This is a genomic window from Paenibacillus sp. FSL P2-0136 (genome assembly GCF_037975325.1).
GTDB lineage: Bacteria > Bacillota > Bacilli > Paenibacillales > Paenibacillaceae > Paenibacillus_AQ > Paenibacillus_AQ silagei.
The window spans coordinates 5,622,424-5,640,547 of the sequence record NZ_CP150244.1 but is presented as its reverse complement, the minus strand read 5'-3'; the positions used below and the strand labels follow the sequence as shown (position 1 = coordinate 5,640,547).

At 53.2% G+C, this 18,124-nt stretch carries 7 protein-coding genes; 2 read left to right on the top strand and 5 right to left on the bottom strand.

What is annotated here, in order from left to right; genetic code table 11:
* Positions 1–152: 152 nt before the first annotated feature.
* Complete coding sequence (locus tag NYE26_RS23885) at positions 153–5,423, top strand: S-layer homology domain-containing protein (protein WP_339250610.1); 5,271 nt, start codon at positions 153–155, stop codon at positions 5,421–5,423.
* 95 nt (positions 5,424–5,518) lie between these two features.
* Here the strand turns inward: NYE26_RS23885 and NYE26_RS23880 are convergent, their stop codons facing one another.
* The 3 genes from NYE26_RS23880 to NYE26_RS23870 form a co-directional block, all read right to left on the bottom strand.
* Positions 5,519–8,674 (bottom strand): ATP-binding protein, encoded by a 3,156-nt coding sequence (locus tag NYE26_RS23880; protein ID WP_339250608.1) that lies wholly within the window; start codon positions 8,672–8,674, stop codon positions 5,519–5,521.
* Positions 8,675–8,743: 69 nt separating this feature from the next.
* Positions 8,744–9,616, bottom strand: a complete 873-nt coding sequence (locus NYE26_RS23875; protein WP_036725981.1) for an EamA family transporter — start codon at positions 9,614–9,616, stop codon at positions 8,744–8,746.
* Between the two features lie 25 nt (positions 9,617–9,641).
* Positions 9,642–10,610: a metallophosphoesterase family protein gene (locus NYE26_RS23870; RefSeq protein WP_339250606.1), complete on the bottom strand. Its 969-nt coding sequence runs from the start codon at positions 10,608–10,610 to the stop codon at positions 9,642–9,644.
* A gap of 888 nt (positions 10,611–11,498) precedes the next feature.
* Between NYE26_RS23870 and NYE26_RS23865 the strand changes: the two genes are divergently transcribed.
* Positions 11,499–12,269, top strand: coding sequence for a DeoR/GlpR family DNA-binding transcription regulator (locus NYE26_RS23865; protein WP_339250604.1), 771 nt, complete (start codon positions 11,499–11,501; stop codon positions 12,267–12,269).
* 85 nt (positions 12,270–12,354) lie between these two features.
* On the opposite strand, the gene bglX is transcribed toward NYE26_RS23865, so the two are convergent.
* Positions 12,355–14,589, bottom strand: a complete 2,235-nt coding sequence (gene bglX, locus NYE26_RS23860) for a beta-glucosidase BglX (protein ID WP_339250602.1) — start codon at positions 14,587–14,589, stop codon at positions 12,355–12,357.
* Entirely contained in the window at positions 14,558–17,911 is a 3,354-nt protein-coding gene (locus tag NYE26_RS23855) for a cellobiose phosphorylase (RefSeq protein ID WP_339250600.1), read from the bottom strand. Before NYE26_RS23855 ends, bglX begins: the two co-directional genes overlap by 32 nt.
* Between the last annotated feature and the right edge of the window lie 213 nt (positions 17,912–18,124).

The window sequence follows — 18,124 nt, the reverse complement described above, 5'->3', positions numbered from 1 at the left end:
CCGGGACCCTGTTAAGGAAGTAATAGACATTTTCGCGAAAAAAATGTAACATCCTTGTTGTGAGTCTTCTGAATAGGATTAACTGGGGAGGGAGTAATAATCTAACTATAAGTTAAAGTGTATGGATTGAACTGGGGAGAAGGAGATGGAATATGTATTCGAAGAAATTAAGAACGGCAGTTTCCATGGTTATGGTCGTATTATTATCGTTTTTAAGTGTGCTTGAGGTATCAGCCGCCCCGTTCAGGGCAGGGGTAGTCTCTAACGACAGGCTCCCGGACGGGACACAAAGGATTACGGTCAATAGTGTAGTAGATGTGACTTATAGCGATCTTAAGGTTCTAAATGAGGTTAAGTTCGTACTTATGAAAGAAGATGCCCAGATAGCCAGTAAGGTGAAGGCGAGAAGTGAAGCCAAGCTGACTGTGCTGGATGCAGTGTATACTTCTATGGAGTACAATTATCTTTCTTTTGAAGGGCTGGCTGCCGGTGAGGAATATTCTCTTCATGCCGAATATACGGGCGAGCAGGGGCTGGTGGTGACACCCCCGCAGAGCATCCGGGTGCCTTCAGCTACGGGGATTGAAATCTCTGTAGAACGGATGACTAAGGATTCCAATACATATGAAAGTGCTACACAATCGGAGATCCGCAGCGATGATAAGAATGTAAGGCTTACCATCCTGAATAATGGTGTTCCGCTTGTGAATGGGTCTGTGGCGGTATGGATGAATTATCAGTCTTACAACTATACCACGGATGCGAACGGACAGATTCAGCTTAGGGATAATCATCAATTATCTATGAATAGTCCGGTAATGTTCGTATTGCTTAAGCAGGGAAGCGAACAGTATGAGGCTAAGCCTATCTATGTAACTGACCGGGAGCAAGCGGGTACATATATGGTGGCTGTCCGTTATCTGGATGCCAAGGGGAAGCTGTTCACTCAGCCGTTCCTGACTAACTCCGGACTCAGTGGAATGGTGAATCAGTTTGCTGTACCGGGATATACGGTGCTGGTATTCAGAACGGGAGAGGTGTCTGGAGACTATAAAGCTTATATAGCCACTGAGGACCGTGAAGCTTACATGTTCCAGCTTCCTGCCTCTTCATTGTACGCAACGGAAGACGGGCTACACAAAGAAATCATCAAAGATGCCAGTGACTACAGCCGGATCAGCTTCCGTGCCTCCTTGGACGGTGAGCCTGTATATGTAGAGAACTATTCTCTCATTGATAATACCAGGTACAAGCAGATTGGCGATGCGAGAGGTGCTAAGCTCTTTTTCGGGCAAAGTATCTATCTTGAGAAGAATAAGGAATATGAATTCACGTCGCTTGCTAGAAATCGTGATACCGGCGTCAATATCTTATTCCGCAATAAAATCACGCCGACTGAAGCAAAACATGAAATATTCTATGATGGACATTCCCGGGATTTCAGCAAGCTGCAACTTCAGATACCGGCTATGGGGATGGGACGTGGTAAAATAAACATCTCTTATCTGAACGAAAGATATAACTATAACCAGATCAGTATGAATCTTGCTGTAGGCGATCATCTGTATGTACCTAAGGGTGAAGAAATTCACCGCTTGACGGCAAACACTACTTTTGGCGGTGCGGATTCTAACAGCAACCCGAATGAACTTGTATTGAGTTCATACTTCACTCCGGTTGACGATGAGTATACGATCCGTGGAGGCAGTACTTATAAGGCCGGAATCAGCTTCCGGGTTCCGGGTTCCAATTATTATGACGAGGCTGAACTCCGCAATCAGGTAGTTCTGGGCGAGAGTGTAGATGTTCTGGTGAAGGTGACAGATGAGTACGAGAATCGTCTTGATCTCAGCAGTAATTATAAGCTGGTCATCACAGATGAGAGCGGTGCAGTGATCTCGGATGACTCTCTGTATTGGTCTACTGAGGAACAGGAAGGCAATCCGCAGCGAATCAACATGCGGAATTGGAAGCCTGCCAAATCAGGCACGTATAAGGTTCAATTATTCCCAAACACCTGGATAAATAATGGTTATGTTCAGGGGGACTTACTGAGTGAGGCTGAGCTGAAGGTTCTGCCGAAGAACGAATTGGATATTGAGATTAGAGGCAATGACGGCAAGCTGGTGGATCTGGTAGACAAGCCATACCTGACCGTTGACCAGGCGCAGAAGGTAACGATTACTGTACGCCAGCATGATACGGGTGCCCAGGGGCAACCGGTGGCAGGAGTGCAGATCCGCCGTTATGAGGAGGTGCTTGGCACCACCGATGAGCAGGGAACGTTCACCATTCCGGCTGACAAGGCTTCTTATATAGGTGAGCTGTATTTTAAGAAGACTGATTATTTAGCTAAAAGTGTGTACGTAGCGATCATTGATCCGCAATCGCAGGCTGTCATCCGTGTACGGGGTCTCGATAAGGCGGAAGGCGGGAACTATGCGGGCGGGATTCCGCTCGATAATGCGAATATCCAGGCTATAGTGAAAAGAAGCGACGGAACTTCTGCTACCGCCTCTTCTTACATTCGCACTCCCGGATCACAGGGATTCCTGGTAGTAGATTCTCCTTCTGCCGTAGATGTTGATTTCATACGCTACAACAGAAGCCATAATGGAGTTGAGTCCAAATATGGTTACTACATGTATGGCTCCATTAACACAGAACCCGGCAAGGATTATTCGCTGGTGCTGGATGCAAGACAAGAGCTTCAGGAAGTCAGCAAGGTTCTATTAGATCAGCCGACAGACGAGCTGTATGTAGTGCGCAGGGATTTGCCAGGAGCTGATTACATTCCTTATGTGATCGACAGTAATCCTGCAGGTGAGAATTATTTCTACGCAACTCAAGGAACCTACAGCATGCTGGCACATACCCGGTCGGACACTTTTGTATACCATGATCAGGTGGTAATCGGTGCAGGAGACAATAGCTTGTCGATGGATGATAGTGCGTCCGCGCTGGCTACGCTGGTGGCGCCTGAATCGGGGACCATCTATGCGGTTAAATATACGACTGCGGGCCAATCGACACTCCAGGGCTATGCGTTCAATGCCAATCAGGTACAAGTTACCCCTGGCGATGTAGTAGTATCTGTAGACCAAATCAAGGGTGCCATCGAATACCAGTACGATATTCATTTCGCACCTGGAACGCTGCAAGCAGGCACACTAACCCAGATTGCGCCACCGGCCTTGAAAGGGCTGGATATTGTAGGGTTGCAGAATGGAAAATTAATCCGGCCCGCAGGTACGACCTTGCTTGAGATTGGACTGGTCGATACGGCAGGCAACTCCATCGGACAAATCAAGAAGCCGCAAATTCTGGTTGCCAATGGCGGATCAAGCAGAGGCAGCAAGAGTCTGTCCCCGGACAAGGCTACCTATGAGCTTCAGGACGAAGCGGGGAAAGTGCTCTCTACAGAGACGATACAAGGCTACCCGCTAATGGCGGTCTCTTATAATTATGCAGATAACAAATTTTTGACGGACGGTACTTATGTGATCAAAGCTTCGATGACTATTGATGGACAGACCTATACCCTGGACAAAAAAGTAATCCTGGAGTCGTCTGGAGGTACTGTGGTTAATCCGGCCCCGAACCCGCCGGGAAGCGATAATGGTGGTAGCGGCGGCAACACCGGTACGAATCCAAATCCTGCACCGGCACCAGGAGGAAGCGGGCCAGGAGCACCTGGACCTGCAGCAACACCGGCTGCTCCCGTTCCGGCTGCGGTAACAGGGAATGACGCGAATGTTCAGCAGCAGAATGACAAGCTGCAAGACTTGCTGAAGAATACTTCCGGCTCTGCAGCAGAGAAAGCCACGGCAGCACAGAATGCGCTGTCCAGCATTGCCGAGTCACTCAAATCGGCTAATACGCCTGCACAAGCTGAACAGAACAGTAAGAGTCTGTCTCAGGCCATGGATACAGCAGCGCAGCTGCTGGGAACTATTCAGGATTCCGCAGAGAAACAGAAGATTGTGAGTTCAATTACTCAATTGATAGGAAGTGCGCCTTATTTACTGAACAAGCTGGATAGCTCCAGCAAGGCAGTAGAGGTTGCCCAGGCCCTTATTAATAATGCGGCTGCGGTGCTGAATAACGCGCAGGGCATCAAGGCTGAAGAGGTTCAGAAGCTGAAGGATGCTGTTATTCATTCCAGCCAGGCCGCGCTTAACAAGGCTGGCGAAGTTACAATTGCCAAAGAAAATGTAACTGTAGAAGGAAATGCCGTCTCTTCACAGCTGGATTCGGGATTCATCAGCGCACATATTGAAACGGCCAAGCAGGCATTAGCATCAGTCGCTGGAGAGCTGACAAGCAAGCTTGGGGCCGGAACAGCTGCTGACCTGAAGCTGAGCCTGACGGTGAAGGTACCTCCGGTGGATAAAGGGGTTCATAAGCTCAACACCACGCTTCCCTCCGAGATTCTTACCCTGGTGCGGGAGAATGATATTGCCGGATTGAAGATTCAAATGGATCAGACGGCATTTACCATTGAGCCGGATACCTTCGGTAAGGTTGAGGCAGGCCAGAAGATTAATCTGGCAGCAGAAGTTGTACAGAATGCTGTGATTAACAAACCCCGTCAGGCAGAACCGCTGGCTAACATCCCAGTGATGGAATTCAGTGCTTCTGTTGACGGCCAGCCGGTGAAGAGCTTCGCTAAGCCGATCGATGTGACCTTTGATGTGTCAGCCATTGATATTTCGAAATATTCGGAGGCGAATCTGGAGAATCTGACCGTGTACGTCCTGAATGAGGAGAGTCTTACCTGGGAAGCGGTTGGGGGTAAATATGATCCTGTTACTCAAACTGTAACTGCGCCGAGAGGACACTTCAGCAAGTACACTGTGATGCTTGGAGCTGCTGTATTCACAGATGTGCCTGCCAGTCACTGGGCAGTGAAAGAGATCAACTACCTGTTGACCAAGGGAGTCCTGGACGAAGGCGGAGCATTTGCTCCATCTGACAAGATTACCCGTGAGCAGTTCGCGGCAATGATCGCCAGAGCTTACGGACTGAATGGTGAGGGAATGGTCTTGCCGTTTAAGGATATCAAGACAACGAATCCTTATGCGGATGAGATTGCTGCAGCTTACGCAGCAGGGATCATTAACGGTAAATCACCGGCAGCTTTTGACCCTGAGGCAACCATCACCCGTGAGGAGATTGCAACGATGCTTGCACGGGCACTTACAACGTATAACGGCAAATCGGCTGTTGCCCAGCCGGAAGCATTGATTGCCTCCTTCACAGATGGAGCCAAAATATCGAAATGGGCGGCATCCAGTGTGGCATTGACCAAGAGTATGCATCTGTTCGAAGGCTTCGGGGATCAGAGCTTCCGTCCTGCCCAGACCGCCAGTAAAGCAGAGGCTGCGGCCTTGATCTACCGGTTATATCAGTTGAAATACTGAATGATATCTAAACTCAAAAAAGCAGCGGTTCTCCCGGTATTGGAGAATCGCTGCTTTGTGTTGTGGTCAAAAGTCTGAGCTGTATAACTACAGGATCACTCCCGCCTCCGCTCAGGAATCACAAAGGATACCGTAGTGCCAACTTCGGGCTGGCTGCGGATGACGAGGCCTTCGCCGTAGAGCTGAGTCAGGCGCCGGTTGGTGTTCAGCAGGCCGATGCCGCGGTGGGCCCGGAAGGTGTCGTCGAGCAGACGGGCCACCTGTTCCCCGCTCATGCCCTTGCCGTTGTCCTCCACTTCGAAGGAGGTGTATCCCTTCTGGCGGTGAATGCGGACCTGGAGCTTGCCTCCGGCTTTGCGGCTCAGCAGGCCGTGTCTGACCGCATTCTCCACCAGCGGCTGTAGGGTGAGCGGAGGAAGCAGCAGCTCGATGCCGGGATCAACCTCCCATTCGATCTGCAGACGTTCCTCGAAGCGGGCCTTCTCAATGAAGAGATAGGATTCTACCAGCTCCAGCTCATGGGATAATCCGACGAGCTGCTGGGAGTTCATATAATCGAAGCTGATGCGCAGGTAGGAGGAGAAGGCTTCTCCGAGATCGCGCATCTTCGGCTGGTCGAATTCACTCAGCGCCATCAGCGCGTTCAGCGTGTTGAACAGGAAGTGCGGCTGAATCTGAGCCTGCAGGTAAGCTGCCTCCATCCGCAGGCTCTGGTTGATGGACTGCTTCAGTCCGGTCAGCGAGCGGACCCGGTACTTCAGCTCCAGCGCGTCCACCGGCTTGGCGACATAATCGTTGGCTCCGGCCAGGAAGCCGGTGTAGATGTCCGCCGGCTGGTTGCGGGCGGTGAGCAGCAGGATCGGCAGCTCCGAGAGGGAGAAGCGCTGCCGGACGATCCGTGTTAATTCATAGCCGGACATATACGGCATCATCACATCGGCGATCAGCAGATCCCACGGCTCGGTGCCAAGCAGCTCCAAGGCTTCCCCGGCGCTGGTGGCGGTGACCAATTGATAATGCTCTGCCGAGAGCATGCTGGAGAGCACCTTCAGATTGACCGGATCATCATCGACAGCTAGGATCAGAGACTTGGCCGACTGAGTGGCGTCCTGTATCTGCGGCGGAGCCGTTAACTCTATAGGGACTGTGAGATTGCGGATATCGGACTGTTGTAATAGCAGCCGGTTCTCCTCAAGCAGCAGTCCCTTCAGATCCGGGTTGTCCGGCTGCCTTGCGGCATCTGTATCCTGACCCGTCCTCTCCCGGGCCCCGGCAGAGGAGGCCAGTGGAAGAGTGAAGGTGAACACGGACCCTTTTCCCGGCTCAGAGTCTAGTGTAAGGTCTCCCCCGTGCAGCTCCGTCAGCTGCTTGCTGATGCTTAAGCCCAGACCGATGCCGCCTCCGTCAATGATGCCTTTGCTGCCCTGTTCATAGGGCGAGAAGATCCGCGCCTGCGTCTCCTTGTCGATCCCTGCCCCGGTATCGGCTACACTAATCCAAGCAAGCTTGCCGTCGTTAACGGCGGAGACGGTGACTGTTCCGGCCTGCGTGTATTTGATGGCATTGTGCAGCAGGTTATACAGAATCTGCACAATCCGCTTCTCATCGCCCCAGACCGGGGGCAATGAAGCGGGCAGCTCATTACGCAGCTGCAGGCGTTTGCCTTCGATCATGAATTCGAACATCCCCAGTACGCCCGAGACCAGTGAACCCATGGCCAGCGGCTCACGCTGCAGCACAATCCGCTTCTCCTGCAGACGGGTCACATCGAGCAGATCGTTAAGCATCAGGGACATCCTGTGGCTGATCGTAATGAGCAGCTCCAGATCCTTAGAGCTCTGTTCGTCCAGCACCTGTTGTTCCTTGGAGGCTACAGTCTGGGCAATGCTGATAATGCCGTGCAGCGGTGTCCGCAGCTCATGGGAGGTATTCGCCAGGAATTCGTCCTTCTTCTGGTCGCTCTCCTTCAGTTGCTGGTTGAGCAGCCGGTTCTCCTCTGCATTGCGGAAGTACCGCTTGAACCAGTAGGAGGAGAAGCCAATAATTGCGGCAATGACATCTATAGGATAATATAGGATACTTCCCTTGGCATTGGATTCCATGGCCCCGCCAATGACGCTGGAGCCGATAGCGGCGGCAGCAAACAGCAGGAAGAAGGAATCCTGCTCCTGCCGCATCACCATCCGGCCGATAGAATAGATGACTCCGGCTACCGGAAACAGGTAGAAGACGGAGAAGAAGGGTCTGGCATAGACCACGTAATGTGCCGGTAAGATCAGAACATAGGCGGTATAGACCAGGAGACCCAGCAGATAGATTTTGAACAGACGGCCGGGGCGCTCGTAGGCAGAGAAGCTGCGCGTCAGCAGTAGCATGAACAGGGACAACGCAGGATAGGCCAGCATTTTGAGCTTCAGTGCCCAGGTATAGTTAATGGGGAACCAAAGCAGGAGAATCGTATCGTTATCGGCTACAATGGTAGTTGCTACTGCCATCAGCAGGAGGAAGAAGAGCAGGAACGCCCGCTGCTTCCGGTTAAAAAAGAATAAAATCCCCGCATACAGCGCATGCAGCAGCATGATCATGAACGCCACCAGCTGGAAGCCGAGTGAATACATCCGCTCGCTATCCACCGCTGCTTGGGAGCCGAAACGGATCGACCTCACAATCCCGCCCTCCAGCGGATGGTCGTAGTTGGCTGCCCGGACGAGGAGAACAATCTCCTGTCTTCCCGGATTCTCGTAGGCTGCGGTGTAAGAGACCGCCTTAGGGATATAGTCCCCGCTATCCGTGGACAGCTTCCCGAAGCTGGTCTCTCTCTGCTCGTTAATATCGATGCTGGAGGTGGCCTGAATCCGCTGAATCCAGAAGCCGTAAGGCTCGGTCTGTGACGGATCTATAAGGATACGCAGCTTGTATGTACCATAGCCCAGAGAGGATTGCTCCCCTTCCGGGAAGCCGCTGCTCCAGTCACCGGGAACCAGGACAACATGCGGTGTGGCCGCAGCAAGTAGGGCGGAATCCTCATAGCCCAGGAGCTGGCCGGGATAGAACTCCCATTCTCCATCCAGCTGGATGGACGGGGAATTCACGAAGTCCCAGCCCCGCATATCCAGCACACCTTGCTGTGCCTCGGGATGCTCAGACGCCGTATTGGCATTGAACCACAGATAGCGCAGACTGATCAGAATGGTTAAGTAGAGAAGCAGCAATAGGGCATGCTTAGGGTTGAATCTGGCTTTTGCCTTCATTAGGTGTGTACTCATCGAGGTTATGTTCATCATACGGTTTCAATTCGACATCTGTGATAGTTATCCTGCTTACCCCCAGATGCCAATTAGCAGAATTCCGCAGAAAATGACGACCGAGCATATCATCCGCCGCAGGCCCTGCCGCTCCTTCAAGAGCAGCACACCGAGGAGCGTAGCGAATATGGTTCCGATCTCTCTCAGCGGGCTGATGTGGGCGAGCGGTGCTTGCTGAAGTGCGAACAGGAACAGCAGATAGGAGCCCGGATTCAGCACGCTGCCCAGCAGGATGGTGAATTTGTTGCGGCGCCACTCTTCAAGCAGCTTCCGCGATCTCAGGACCGCGGGGGTCAGTCCGGCCACGAAGCCGATATTGGTTACCTCAAGCAGCGCCAGCGGCGACATATGCTGAAGGTTCAGCTTATCGACGAACACGTAGCAGGTGGTGCATAATCCTACGCAGAGGGCCATGAGTATCGGTGTGTAGTAGCCTAAGGTGGTGCCGGAGCCGGAGGAAGCCGGGAGGCTTCTTCTTGCGCCGATTCCGCTGAGGACAGCGAAGCCGCCGAGCATGCAGCAGATCCCGATCCAGCCGTAGACAGACAATGATTCCTTCAGAAAAATAACGCCGATCAACGGGATCAGCAGTGTGCTCGTTCCCCGCATTACCGGGTAGATCTGGGACAGGTCGCCCATCTCATAGGTTATGGATAAAAGCCAGGAATATAAGGCCTGCAGCGCCACAGACAGCAGCAGCAGGGCGTAAGCACCGGCGGCCAGCGGCTGTGTCCACAGCTCGATAAGCAGGACCGGCAGCAGCAGCACTGTGGAGACCATCATGATCGACCACAGGAAGATGCTTTTATTCAGGCTTCTTTTGGTGAACATGCTCCACACCGCGTGGCACATTCCGGAAGCCAGCACCAAAAGAATTGGCAGCAGCATGGATAGTCAACCCCTCAGGAAGTAGTTAGTGTTGTGAATCGGCAGCAGAGAGAGGTGTATGGGCAGGCTGTTCAGTGCACCTGGAGCCGTCTGCCAGCCGGAGCCAGGTATCGAAGGACGGATGGTCCTGCTCTAGACGGATGACGCGCGCGCCCCGCTTGAGGTTGTCGTGCCCGTAAGTATTATAGCCGGTTGCCCGGCCATAGCTGAGGCGGATGCCATGCAGCGTACCGGTGAAATCATTGATATGGTCATGTCCGCAAAAGGTGCCTGCCACATCGCCCATCTCTACGAGCGTAGCGAATAACCCTGAATTCAGAACCGGAGCACAGACCCGTTCATACTTGTGTCCATAACAGACTTCGGTGTTCCACATCTGGTCATATTCGGGCAGCGGGATATGGAAGAACGCCAGCGCAGGCCGCTTCGCTTGACCTTCTCCGGGATTCAGCCGCGCAGACTGCTCTGCCAGCCAATCCATCTGGTTGCGCCGGACCCAGCTATACCCGGGAATCTGTTCCAGCGGAGAGTAGGCACCCGTATCGAGCATATAGAGGATGGCTCCCGCATGATTGCCCGCGCCCTCAATCTCCAGGACGTAATTGCTTGAACCGGCAAGCTCCGCCGGACCAGCCTCAGCCAGACACTGCGGAGACTCCTGCGCAATCTCCATCAGCTCGCTGTAGGTCACTCCGTTCTCCGTGTCGTGGTTGCCGAATACGAACGCCCAAGGCACACCGGAATTCACTACAGCAGCCACGGCATCGCGGAAGGCCTGCTTGGGGTCCTGGCAAGTCAGCTCGCCTTCACGGACCGGCCCCGTATAGATCGTATCCCCTGTGAAAATAACCAGGTCCGGCTGCTCCGCCTCCAGCACCAGCTCCATCAGCTCCCGGGTCTGCTGATCCTCTGCTCTTCCATCCATCCAGTGCAGGTCGGTGAACTGTACGATGGTGAAGGTACCGTCTGGCCGAAATGATAATTTACTGTTCATGCGGAAAATCCCCTCTCTTGTCAATCCGATTATGGGTTAAGCGGTAAGGCGTGTGGTGATGTAATAGTGCGGTGTTTGTTGATTCACTGTGTTGTTGATTCGTGTTTCTTTATGTTGTTTCATGTTGATTTTAGGCTCGGATGGTTATTCTGTCAAGCTTCATTTCGTGCTGGTTGTATTCTCTGCAATAGAATTAGCACGAGATTAGGCAAAAGCTCATTCTGCTGTAGTTCATACATTAGATTTCACTAATATAGCTTCAAAACCTCTTCTTAGCAGAATTCTAGTGTACAAAGTGCAGCAGAGGCTATTTTTCGGAAGATTTTGGAGTAATCTGCTGTATAAAGTACAATGTGTGTCACACCGACATGCCTACCAAGGATGTTTCTGTGGCAAGGGGTCCACATTGACAAGTGGAATTCAGATTCATATACTGGTGAAAACAACATCAATGCACTAGAAACAACATTCCAACTAGAGCTACCCAACATACATTTTTTTGTACTAACTAGTAGAGAATCAGAAATAAATAAGTGATTTCATTCCATAAATATGGTATGAAGCTGCGTTCATAGCAAAGCAACAGGGATAAGTGTATTCTGTGCAACTAAAAACAGTGGAACGGGTGGGCTTCCTCTTCTAATTGTAGTTCGTACAACTAAATTTTCCCGGATGGGCGAAAATCCAGATATAGAGGCATTTTAATTGCAGGAACTACAACTAAACGGAGATTTGGCAGCACATAAGGCGATTTAGTTGTACAAATTGCAATTAAGCCTCCCCCTTGCACACTAAACGGGCGCGGTAAACCCTCAGCAAGCCATTAGTTAGTTAAAGTAATTAAAAGTACAATCACTATAAAATCTACAACGATTGGAGGAAGCATAGATGTCGCTGACCTATGAAGAACGCAAGCACACGATTCTGTCCCAGCTGGAGCTTGCGGGGAAGGTGCAGGTGCATTTTCTCGCGGAACGGTTCGGGGTGACGACGGAGACGATCCGGCGCGATCTCGACCGGCTGGAGAAGGAAGGGCGGCTGCGCAAGGTGTACGGGGGAGCGGTGCGAATCCGCTCGGAGAATCACGAGCCTACGTTCATGAAGCGCGCCCAGATGCATCTGCCGGGCAAGCAGGCTATCGGCAAGCTGGCAGCCTCGCTCATTCAAGACGGTGAGACGGTCATCCTCGACAACGGGACAACGACCCTTGAGATTATGCGCGCGCTTAAGGACCGTACACAGGTGACGGTGATTACGAACTCTGTTCCCGTGCTGAATTGTGCGCTGGAGCAGTTTGCGGGGAAGGTTATTTTTGCCGGGGGTGAGGTGAATGCAGGGTATCAGGCGGCAGTAGGGGGCACCGCGCATGATCTGCTGGGGCAGTTCAAGGTGAATAAGGCGTTCATCTCTGCCGGAGGGATCTCGCTCTCGGAGGGAATCACCGACTACCACCTGGAGGAAGCCCTCATCTCCCGCAAAATGATGGAACGGGCCGAGGAATCCATTCTGGTCGCGGATCATTCCAAATTCGGCATCACTACCTTTGCCCAGATCGCTCCGCTGGAGCATATCTCCATGGTGCTGACGGACAGCGGCTGCTCTGCGGAATGGAAGGATACCTTTGCCCGGCTGGATATCGAGCTGCTGACCGGGGCGTAACGCAGAGCTGTGCAATATAAATAGCGCCAATCCTTACACTTATGAAGTGTAGGATTGGCGCTATTTGTTATGACTATGGGTAGGGTCAGCCGATCCAGATCCGTTGCATGCTATGGTCGCCGGAGTTGGCACCGAGCATAATATCGAAGTCTCCAGGCTCGAACACGAGCTGATCATCCTGGCCATAGAACATGAGCATGTCTCTGGTGATCTCGAAGGACACCGTCTGCTTCTCATGCGGGGCAAGGGTAATCTGCTTGAAGCCCTTCAGCTCTTTGCCGGGACGGACCACACTTGCGGTAACATCGCGGATATAGAGCTGAACGGTCTCCTTGCCGGTAACCTCCGAGGTGTTCTCCACCTGGATGGAGGCAAGCACCTTGCCGTCTGCCGCAGTTTCTACCGTGAAGCCGCTATAGGCAAAGGCGGAATAGCTCAGGCCGTAGCCGAAGCAGAACAGCGGATCATTTGGAATATCCAGATAACGGGTTACATAACGCACATTTGGATACTGGGGATCATAAGGGCGTCCTGTCTGATAAGCGTTATAGTACACCGGAATCTGTCCCACGGAGTAAGGGAAGCTCATGGAGAGGCGTCCGGACGGGTTATAATCGCCGAACAGCACATCTGCAATGGAATTCCCCGACTCGGTGCCGAGGAACCAGGCCTGTACCAGCGCGTCACTTGACTCAAGCACTGGCGCAAGCTCCAGCGGACGTCCGCTGAACACAATGGTGACCACCGGCTTGCCGGTTGCCTTGAGGCGGTGGATCAGCTTCTCCTGATTGGCGGACAGCCGCAGGCTGGCCTTGCTGCCGCCTTCCCCGGTATCCTGCTGATTCTCGCCGACTGCGGCAAGAATGACATCGCAGTCCTTCAGCTGTTCGTAAGCCGCTTCGGAAGCATCCTCCACATCGAATACACCCTCCAGCATGCTTCCCAGCTCGCCGGTCATGGCTGTGAGCAGGTCCGCTGCCGGGATTTTGCCGGTGATGCCCGTGTATAGGGAGACCGCAGGGTCTTTCTCGGTACCGGCCCAGCCGCCAAGAACATTGATCGAGGTAGCGAAGGGACCGGCGAGGCCGATCTTCATGCCGCGCTTCAGCGGCAGGACTCCGCCTTCGTTCTTCAGCAGAACGATCGAGCGGGCGCCCATCTCGCGTGCCGCCTGAAGGTGCTCAGGACTTGGCTTATCGGCTTCGTCAGCTACAGGGTCGGCATCCTTAAACGGATTGTCGAACAGGCCGAGGGCATCCTTAAGCTCCAGTACCCGCGTAACCGCTTCGTCGATGAGGCGGAGGTCGAGCAGACCTTCCTGGACCAGCGAGGCAGCATGGTTCAGATAGTGGGTGGACATCATCTCGATATCAAGTCCCGCTACCAGGCTCTTCAGGGCAGCTTCACGTCCGTCTTGCGCTGCGCCGTGGGGCACCAGCTCGTTCACGGAGTTGAAGTCGGCGATGGTTACGCCATCGAAGCCCCATTCCTCGCGGAGAATACCGCGCAGGAGCTTGCTGTTGCCGCTGGACGGAATGCGGTCAATGGTATTGAACGCAGCCATCACCATAGCGACACCGGCATCTACTGCCGCCTTGTAGGCAGGAAGATAGAACTCGCGGAGCACGCCGGTGGACATGTCCACCGTGTTATATTCACGGCCGCCTTCAGGCGCGCCGTAGCCGGCGAAATGCTTCACGCAGGCAGCGATCCGCCCCGGCTCCTTCAGGTCCTTGCCCTGGTAGCCCCGGACCATGCTCTCAGTCACCCGGGCGTTCAGGTAAGGGTCCTCACCGGAGGTCTCCATGACCCGGCCCCAGCGTGGATCGCGTACGAGGTCGGTCATCGGAGAGAAGGTGAGGTGAATGCCGGCGGCAGCGCTCTCCCGCGCAGCTACTTCAGCGAACTGCTCACAGGCATCAAGATCGAAAGAACAGCCTATGGCGAGCGGAATCGGCAGAATGGTCCGGTAGCCGTGAATGACATCGGCCATGAAGATCAGCGGGATCTTCAAACGGCTGGATTCCAGATGCCGGGTCTGCAGCTCAATGACATTCCGTGCGCCGATGCCGTTCAGAACGCTTCCGATGCTTTTGATTACCTGCGGCTCGATATTAAGTTCTTTGAATGGACCCGTCAAATCCACGGTATCATCCAGACCCCAATAGTATGGACCAAGCTGGGTAAGCTGGGCTAACTTCTCGTCTAGTGTCATATCGTTCACGAGATCCTGGATAAACGGTTTAGTCATGGCTAACTCCTTCGTAAGCGTACTGAAAGTTATTGTGTTACATAGATATGCAGCTGATATGCAGCTCATCGCCGGGCAGGCTCAGCAGGTGATTCTTGGCAATGCTTACCGCGCCCGGGCGGTATGGATTCGGTAGTACCTGACCGGTAACAGCAACGCCTGCTGCCTGCACTTCCGGGGTGCGGGCCTCACCTGCGCTAATGTGATAGACGAAGGTCATCTTCTTGCCGAAGCACTCATAAGTGAAGCGCAGGCCGTCAAGGCTGGCCGGAAGGACCGGATCGATAATCAGCTCTTCTTCACTGAAGCGGATACCCAGAACGGCTGAGATCAGCTGATTAAGATAGATCCCGGGACCGCTGGAGTACAGCCGCCAGCCGCCCTTCACTTCTACGCTGCCGTCACGCAGCTGGTCGAAGTTCTCCTGATAGCTGTAGCGGTCAGGGAAGTCGCCGTCCGAGCTGCTGAAGTACATATTACTCTGGCGCAGCTGGGCATTAGGCACACTCTGCCGGATGTTGATCGGGTTGATCTGGAACAGGCCATCCCAGGTACGCTTCGCTTCGCCCAGCTTGGCGGAAGCTTCAATATAGCGGATATGGGCATGTACATATTGCAGGCTGATCTCACGGCCGACGCTGGCTGCTTGCTCCGCACGGCGGAAGATGGTGCTTACGCCGCCTTCATAGCGGGCAGGACGGTCCATCAGGCGCACGCCGTCCGGGCAGTTCAGGTGCTCGTCGATCAGGCGCAGGTTCTCTGCCGCCTGATCCGGAGTAACCAGCTCCGCAATAATACTGCGGGTCATAGGTAGTAACCGGTAATGAATGCCGGTCTCTGTATCCAGCGGATGAAGCATATAATCAATGCTGCCGTCCTCCTGGAAGTAAGCGAAGCCGGCGATCACGCCGTCTTTGATCAGAAGGGTACGGAACGATTCCTTCATCTCTTCGGCCATAGCTGACAGGCTGGCGGAGAATTCAGGATCGGCAGAAGTCACCTGGGACAGATTGCGGATCACCTGGAAGGCGAGTGCGACCGTCCATGCGCTAACCAGCTTGGTCTTGAGCGCTTCATTGGCAGGCTGCAGGGTGTCATCCCAGTCGCCGCCGGCATAGTTGATCAGAGCTGTGCCCGGTACGAAGCGTTCACGGATTGTCTCTACAGCAGCCTTCACGTGTTCGAGGACTGTCTCGGTCTGCTGGCTTGGCTGAGCATCCGCCAGATGGTGATAACCGATTTTCTCGTTAAGAATCGTGTAGTCTCCGGTAGCCATGATGTAATCGCTGATGCATTTCAGCGGCCAGAGCACGACGTCGCCATGCCATTCATGAGCCTGAACCGGATGCTGGTCGAACATGAACCATTGCGGCCATTCCTTGCTCTCCCACAGCTGATGCGAATAGATCTTCAGCAGAACGTTGCGGGCCAGCTCATAATGCTGGGTCATCAGGAAGTATTCCATCGGCCCTTGACAGACATCGCGTGTACCCCAGGCTGCTCCGCCCGGCTGTTCAAGGCCATGCGGCATGATGAAGTGGGTCATCGCATTATGGGTGTACCACCATGCGGTCTCATTCAGAATGTCGATCCGTGACTGCTCCGCGCCATCCAGCTCCAGCTGGAAGCCGGAAGTGAACGAAGCGTAGAATTCGTTAAACGCTGCCTGTTCCTTCTCCAGTGTGTAAGGTGCCGCCAGTGGATTAGCATCTGCTGCTGTAAGTCTGCCCTGAATCACAAGCTGGAAGCCGGAGGACTGCGTTACCGACAAGGTGAGCAGAGTGCCGTTGCGCGGTTGTCTGTCGGCAAAGAACATCCGGTCATCGCTGTAGGTATATGCGGTTCCCGGCAGCTGGATATCGAAATGCAGGCCCGGATAAGGAAGCTTCTGAAGTAATGCTTCATCAGGAAGAAGCTGCAGGATGCTGTCCTTCTCTTCCACCCGTACCGGATGCTGGAATTCATGCTCGCCCATGACCAGCTGGTTCGTGATCAGATAATCATAGGATTTGCCCAGCTTCGAATGTACCTGCAGCGCGACATCCGGCTGGCCTGCTGCTGCGATCGAAGTAACGGTCAGTACATCGTCTTCCAGCTGATAATGCCATTTCGCAAAATTCACGCCCATCTCGTAAGCCGCAGGCAGTGTAAGAATCCGGTAAACCCCGTCCATGCGGACATAGATCCGCTGACCGCTATTGCGTTGAATGTTCAGCAGGCCGCGCGGCGTAGAGAGCCCTTTATGGAAAGAGGTATTCCCCACCACGGTCTGACCGTTGAAAAGACCGTACATATAGTTAGTGGAGGAGATCAGGTTGTTGTCTACCTGCTTGTCGCCCAGCAGCGAGGTGATAATATGGCCATGCGGACGTTCCACAAGCAGCTCCTTAGGCTGCAGAACCACATGGACATGCCCGTCTGTGAAGAAAGAGAGCAGCTGGCCGTTCTCTATCTCCTCAAGCTTCCGGTTAGGGAAGGTGTCATCAATCTCGGCCTGTGACCACTGTGGGGAGACATAAGGCTTGCCGATGTCGTCACTCAGCACAGGAACATCCCGGCTTGGCACGGCTTCCTTGCTGCTCCAGTCGATCTCTGCATAAGCTGCCTGCAGCTCAGCCTGGAATTCAAGCCCGGTTACAGCAGCCGGATGATTCGGACGGAACAGGCCGTAGAAGGCGAATTCAACGGGAGCCGACAGGACCATAGTCTCGGTCTGGAGTGCGGTATAAGCCAGCTCGTATTGATAATTACGGTTCTGCAGATTGCCAGCAAGCGCCTCAGGCACATAGCTGCCTTTATAGGAAATGCCGAAGAATTGCATACCATCCGTGGAGTAGCCTACTGTCCGCGAGCCGACTACACCCTGCTGAAGATAAGGGAAGTTAGTTCCCTGCGGCTGGTTCTGGCGCGAGCAGACGGCGTAGCCCTGCGGGCCTTCCCAGATGCTGTGATCCAGATATTGGCTCATATACAGCTCATTAGCGAGAATGCCGCCTTTGTCTGCAATGCCTACATCCTGGCCATACACTACATCTACAGTCTCGCCGTTGCCGGAGAGCTGAAGCTGCCAGAACCAGATGCCGTCCTTGGCCGGTGCGAAGGTAACGCGGTAGCTGATTGCTTCTATAGAACCTTCAAAAATCAGTTTGTCATCGGTACGGGACAGCTTGGAGCCCGACTTAATACCTAGCAGCGGATAGCTCTGGATTCCTTGCTCCGTATATACGCGCAGATAGATATTATTGGAAGAGCCTTCTGCCGGATTACCCTGGAACAGATTAATAAGAGTGGAGCCCTGCGTGAATTCAAAAATATCTCCTGTAGGCAGGAATGTATACGACAGGTCATCCCGGGTTAAGGTAATCATGTTCATTTGTTGTTTGAATATCATATCGAGCCTCGCTTTCCAGTGCTTAAGTTAGGACATGAAATCGATCAGAACGGGGGAATTCATCATCAGATGTCACAAAAAATGGCTGACATGTCCATGTAAAGAATAAATAGAAACGTTTCCATAGGCGATACATTTCGAGTTTAGACTTTTGACTGAAAAAAGTCAATTATCTATAAAAAAAACGGCTTTTCATCTATTATGTACAGCGAA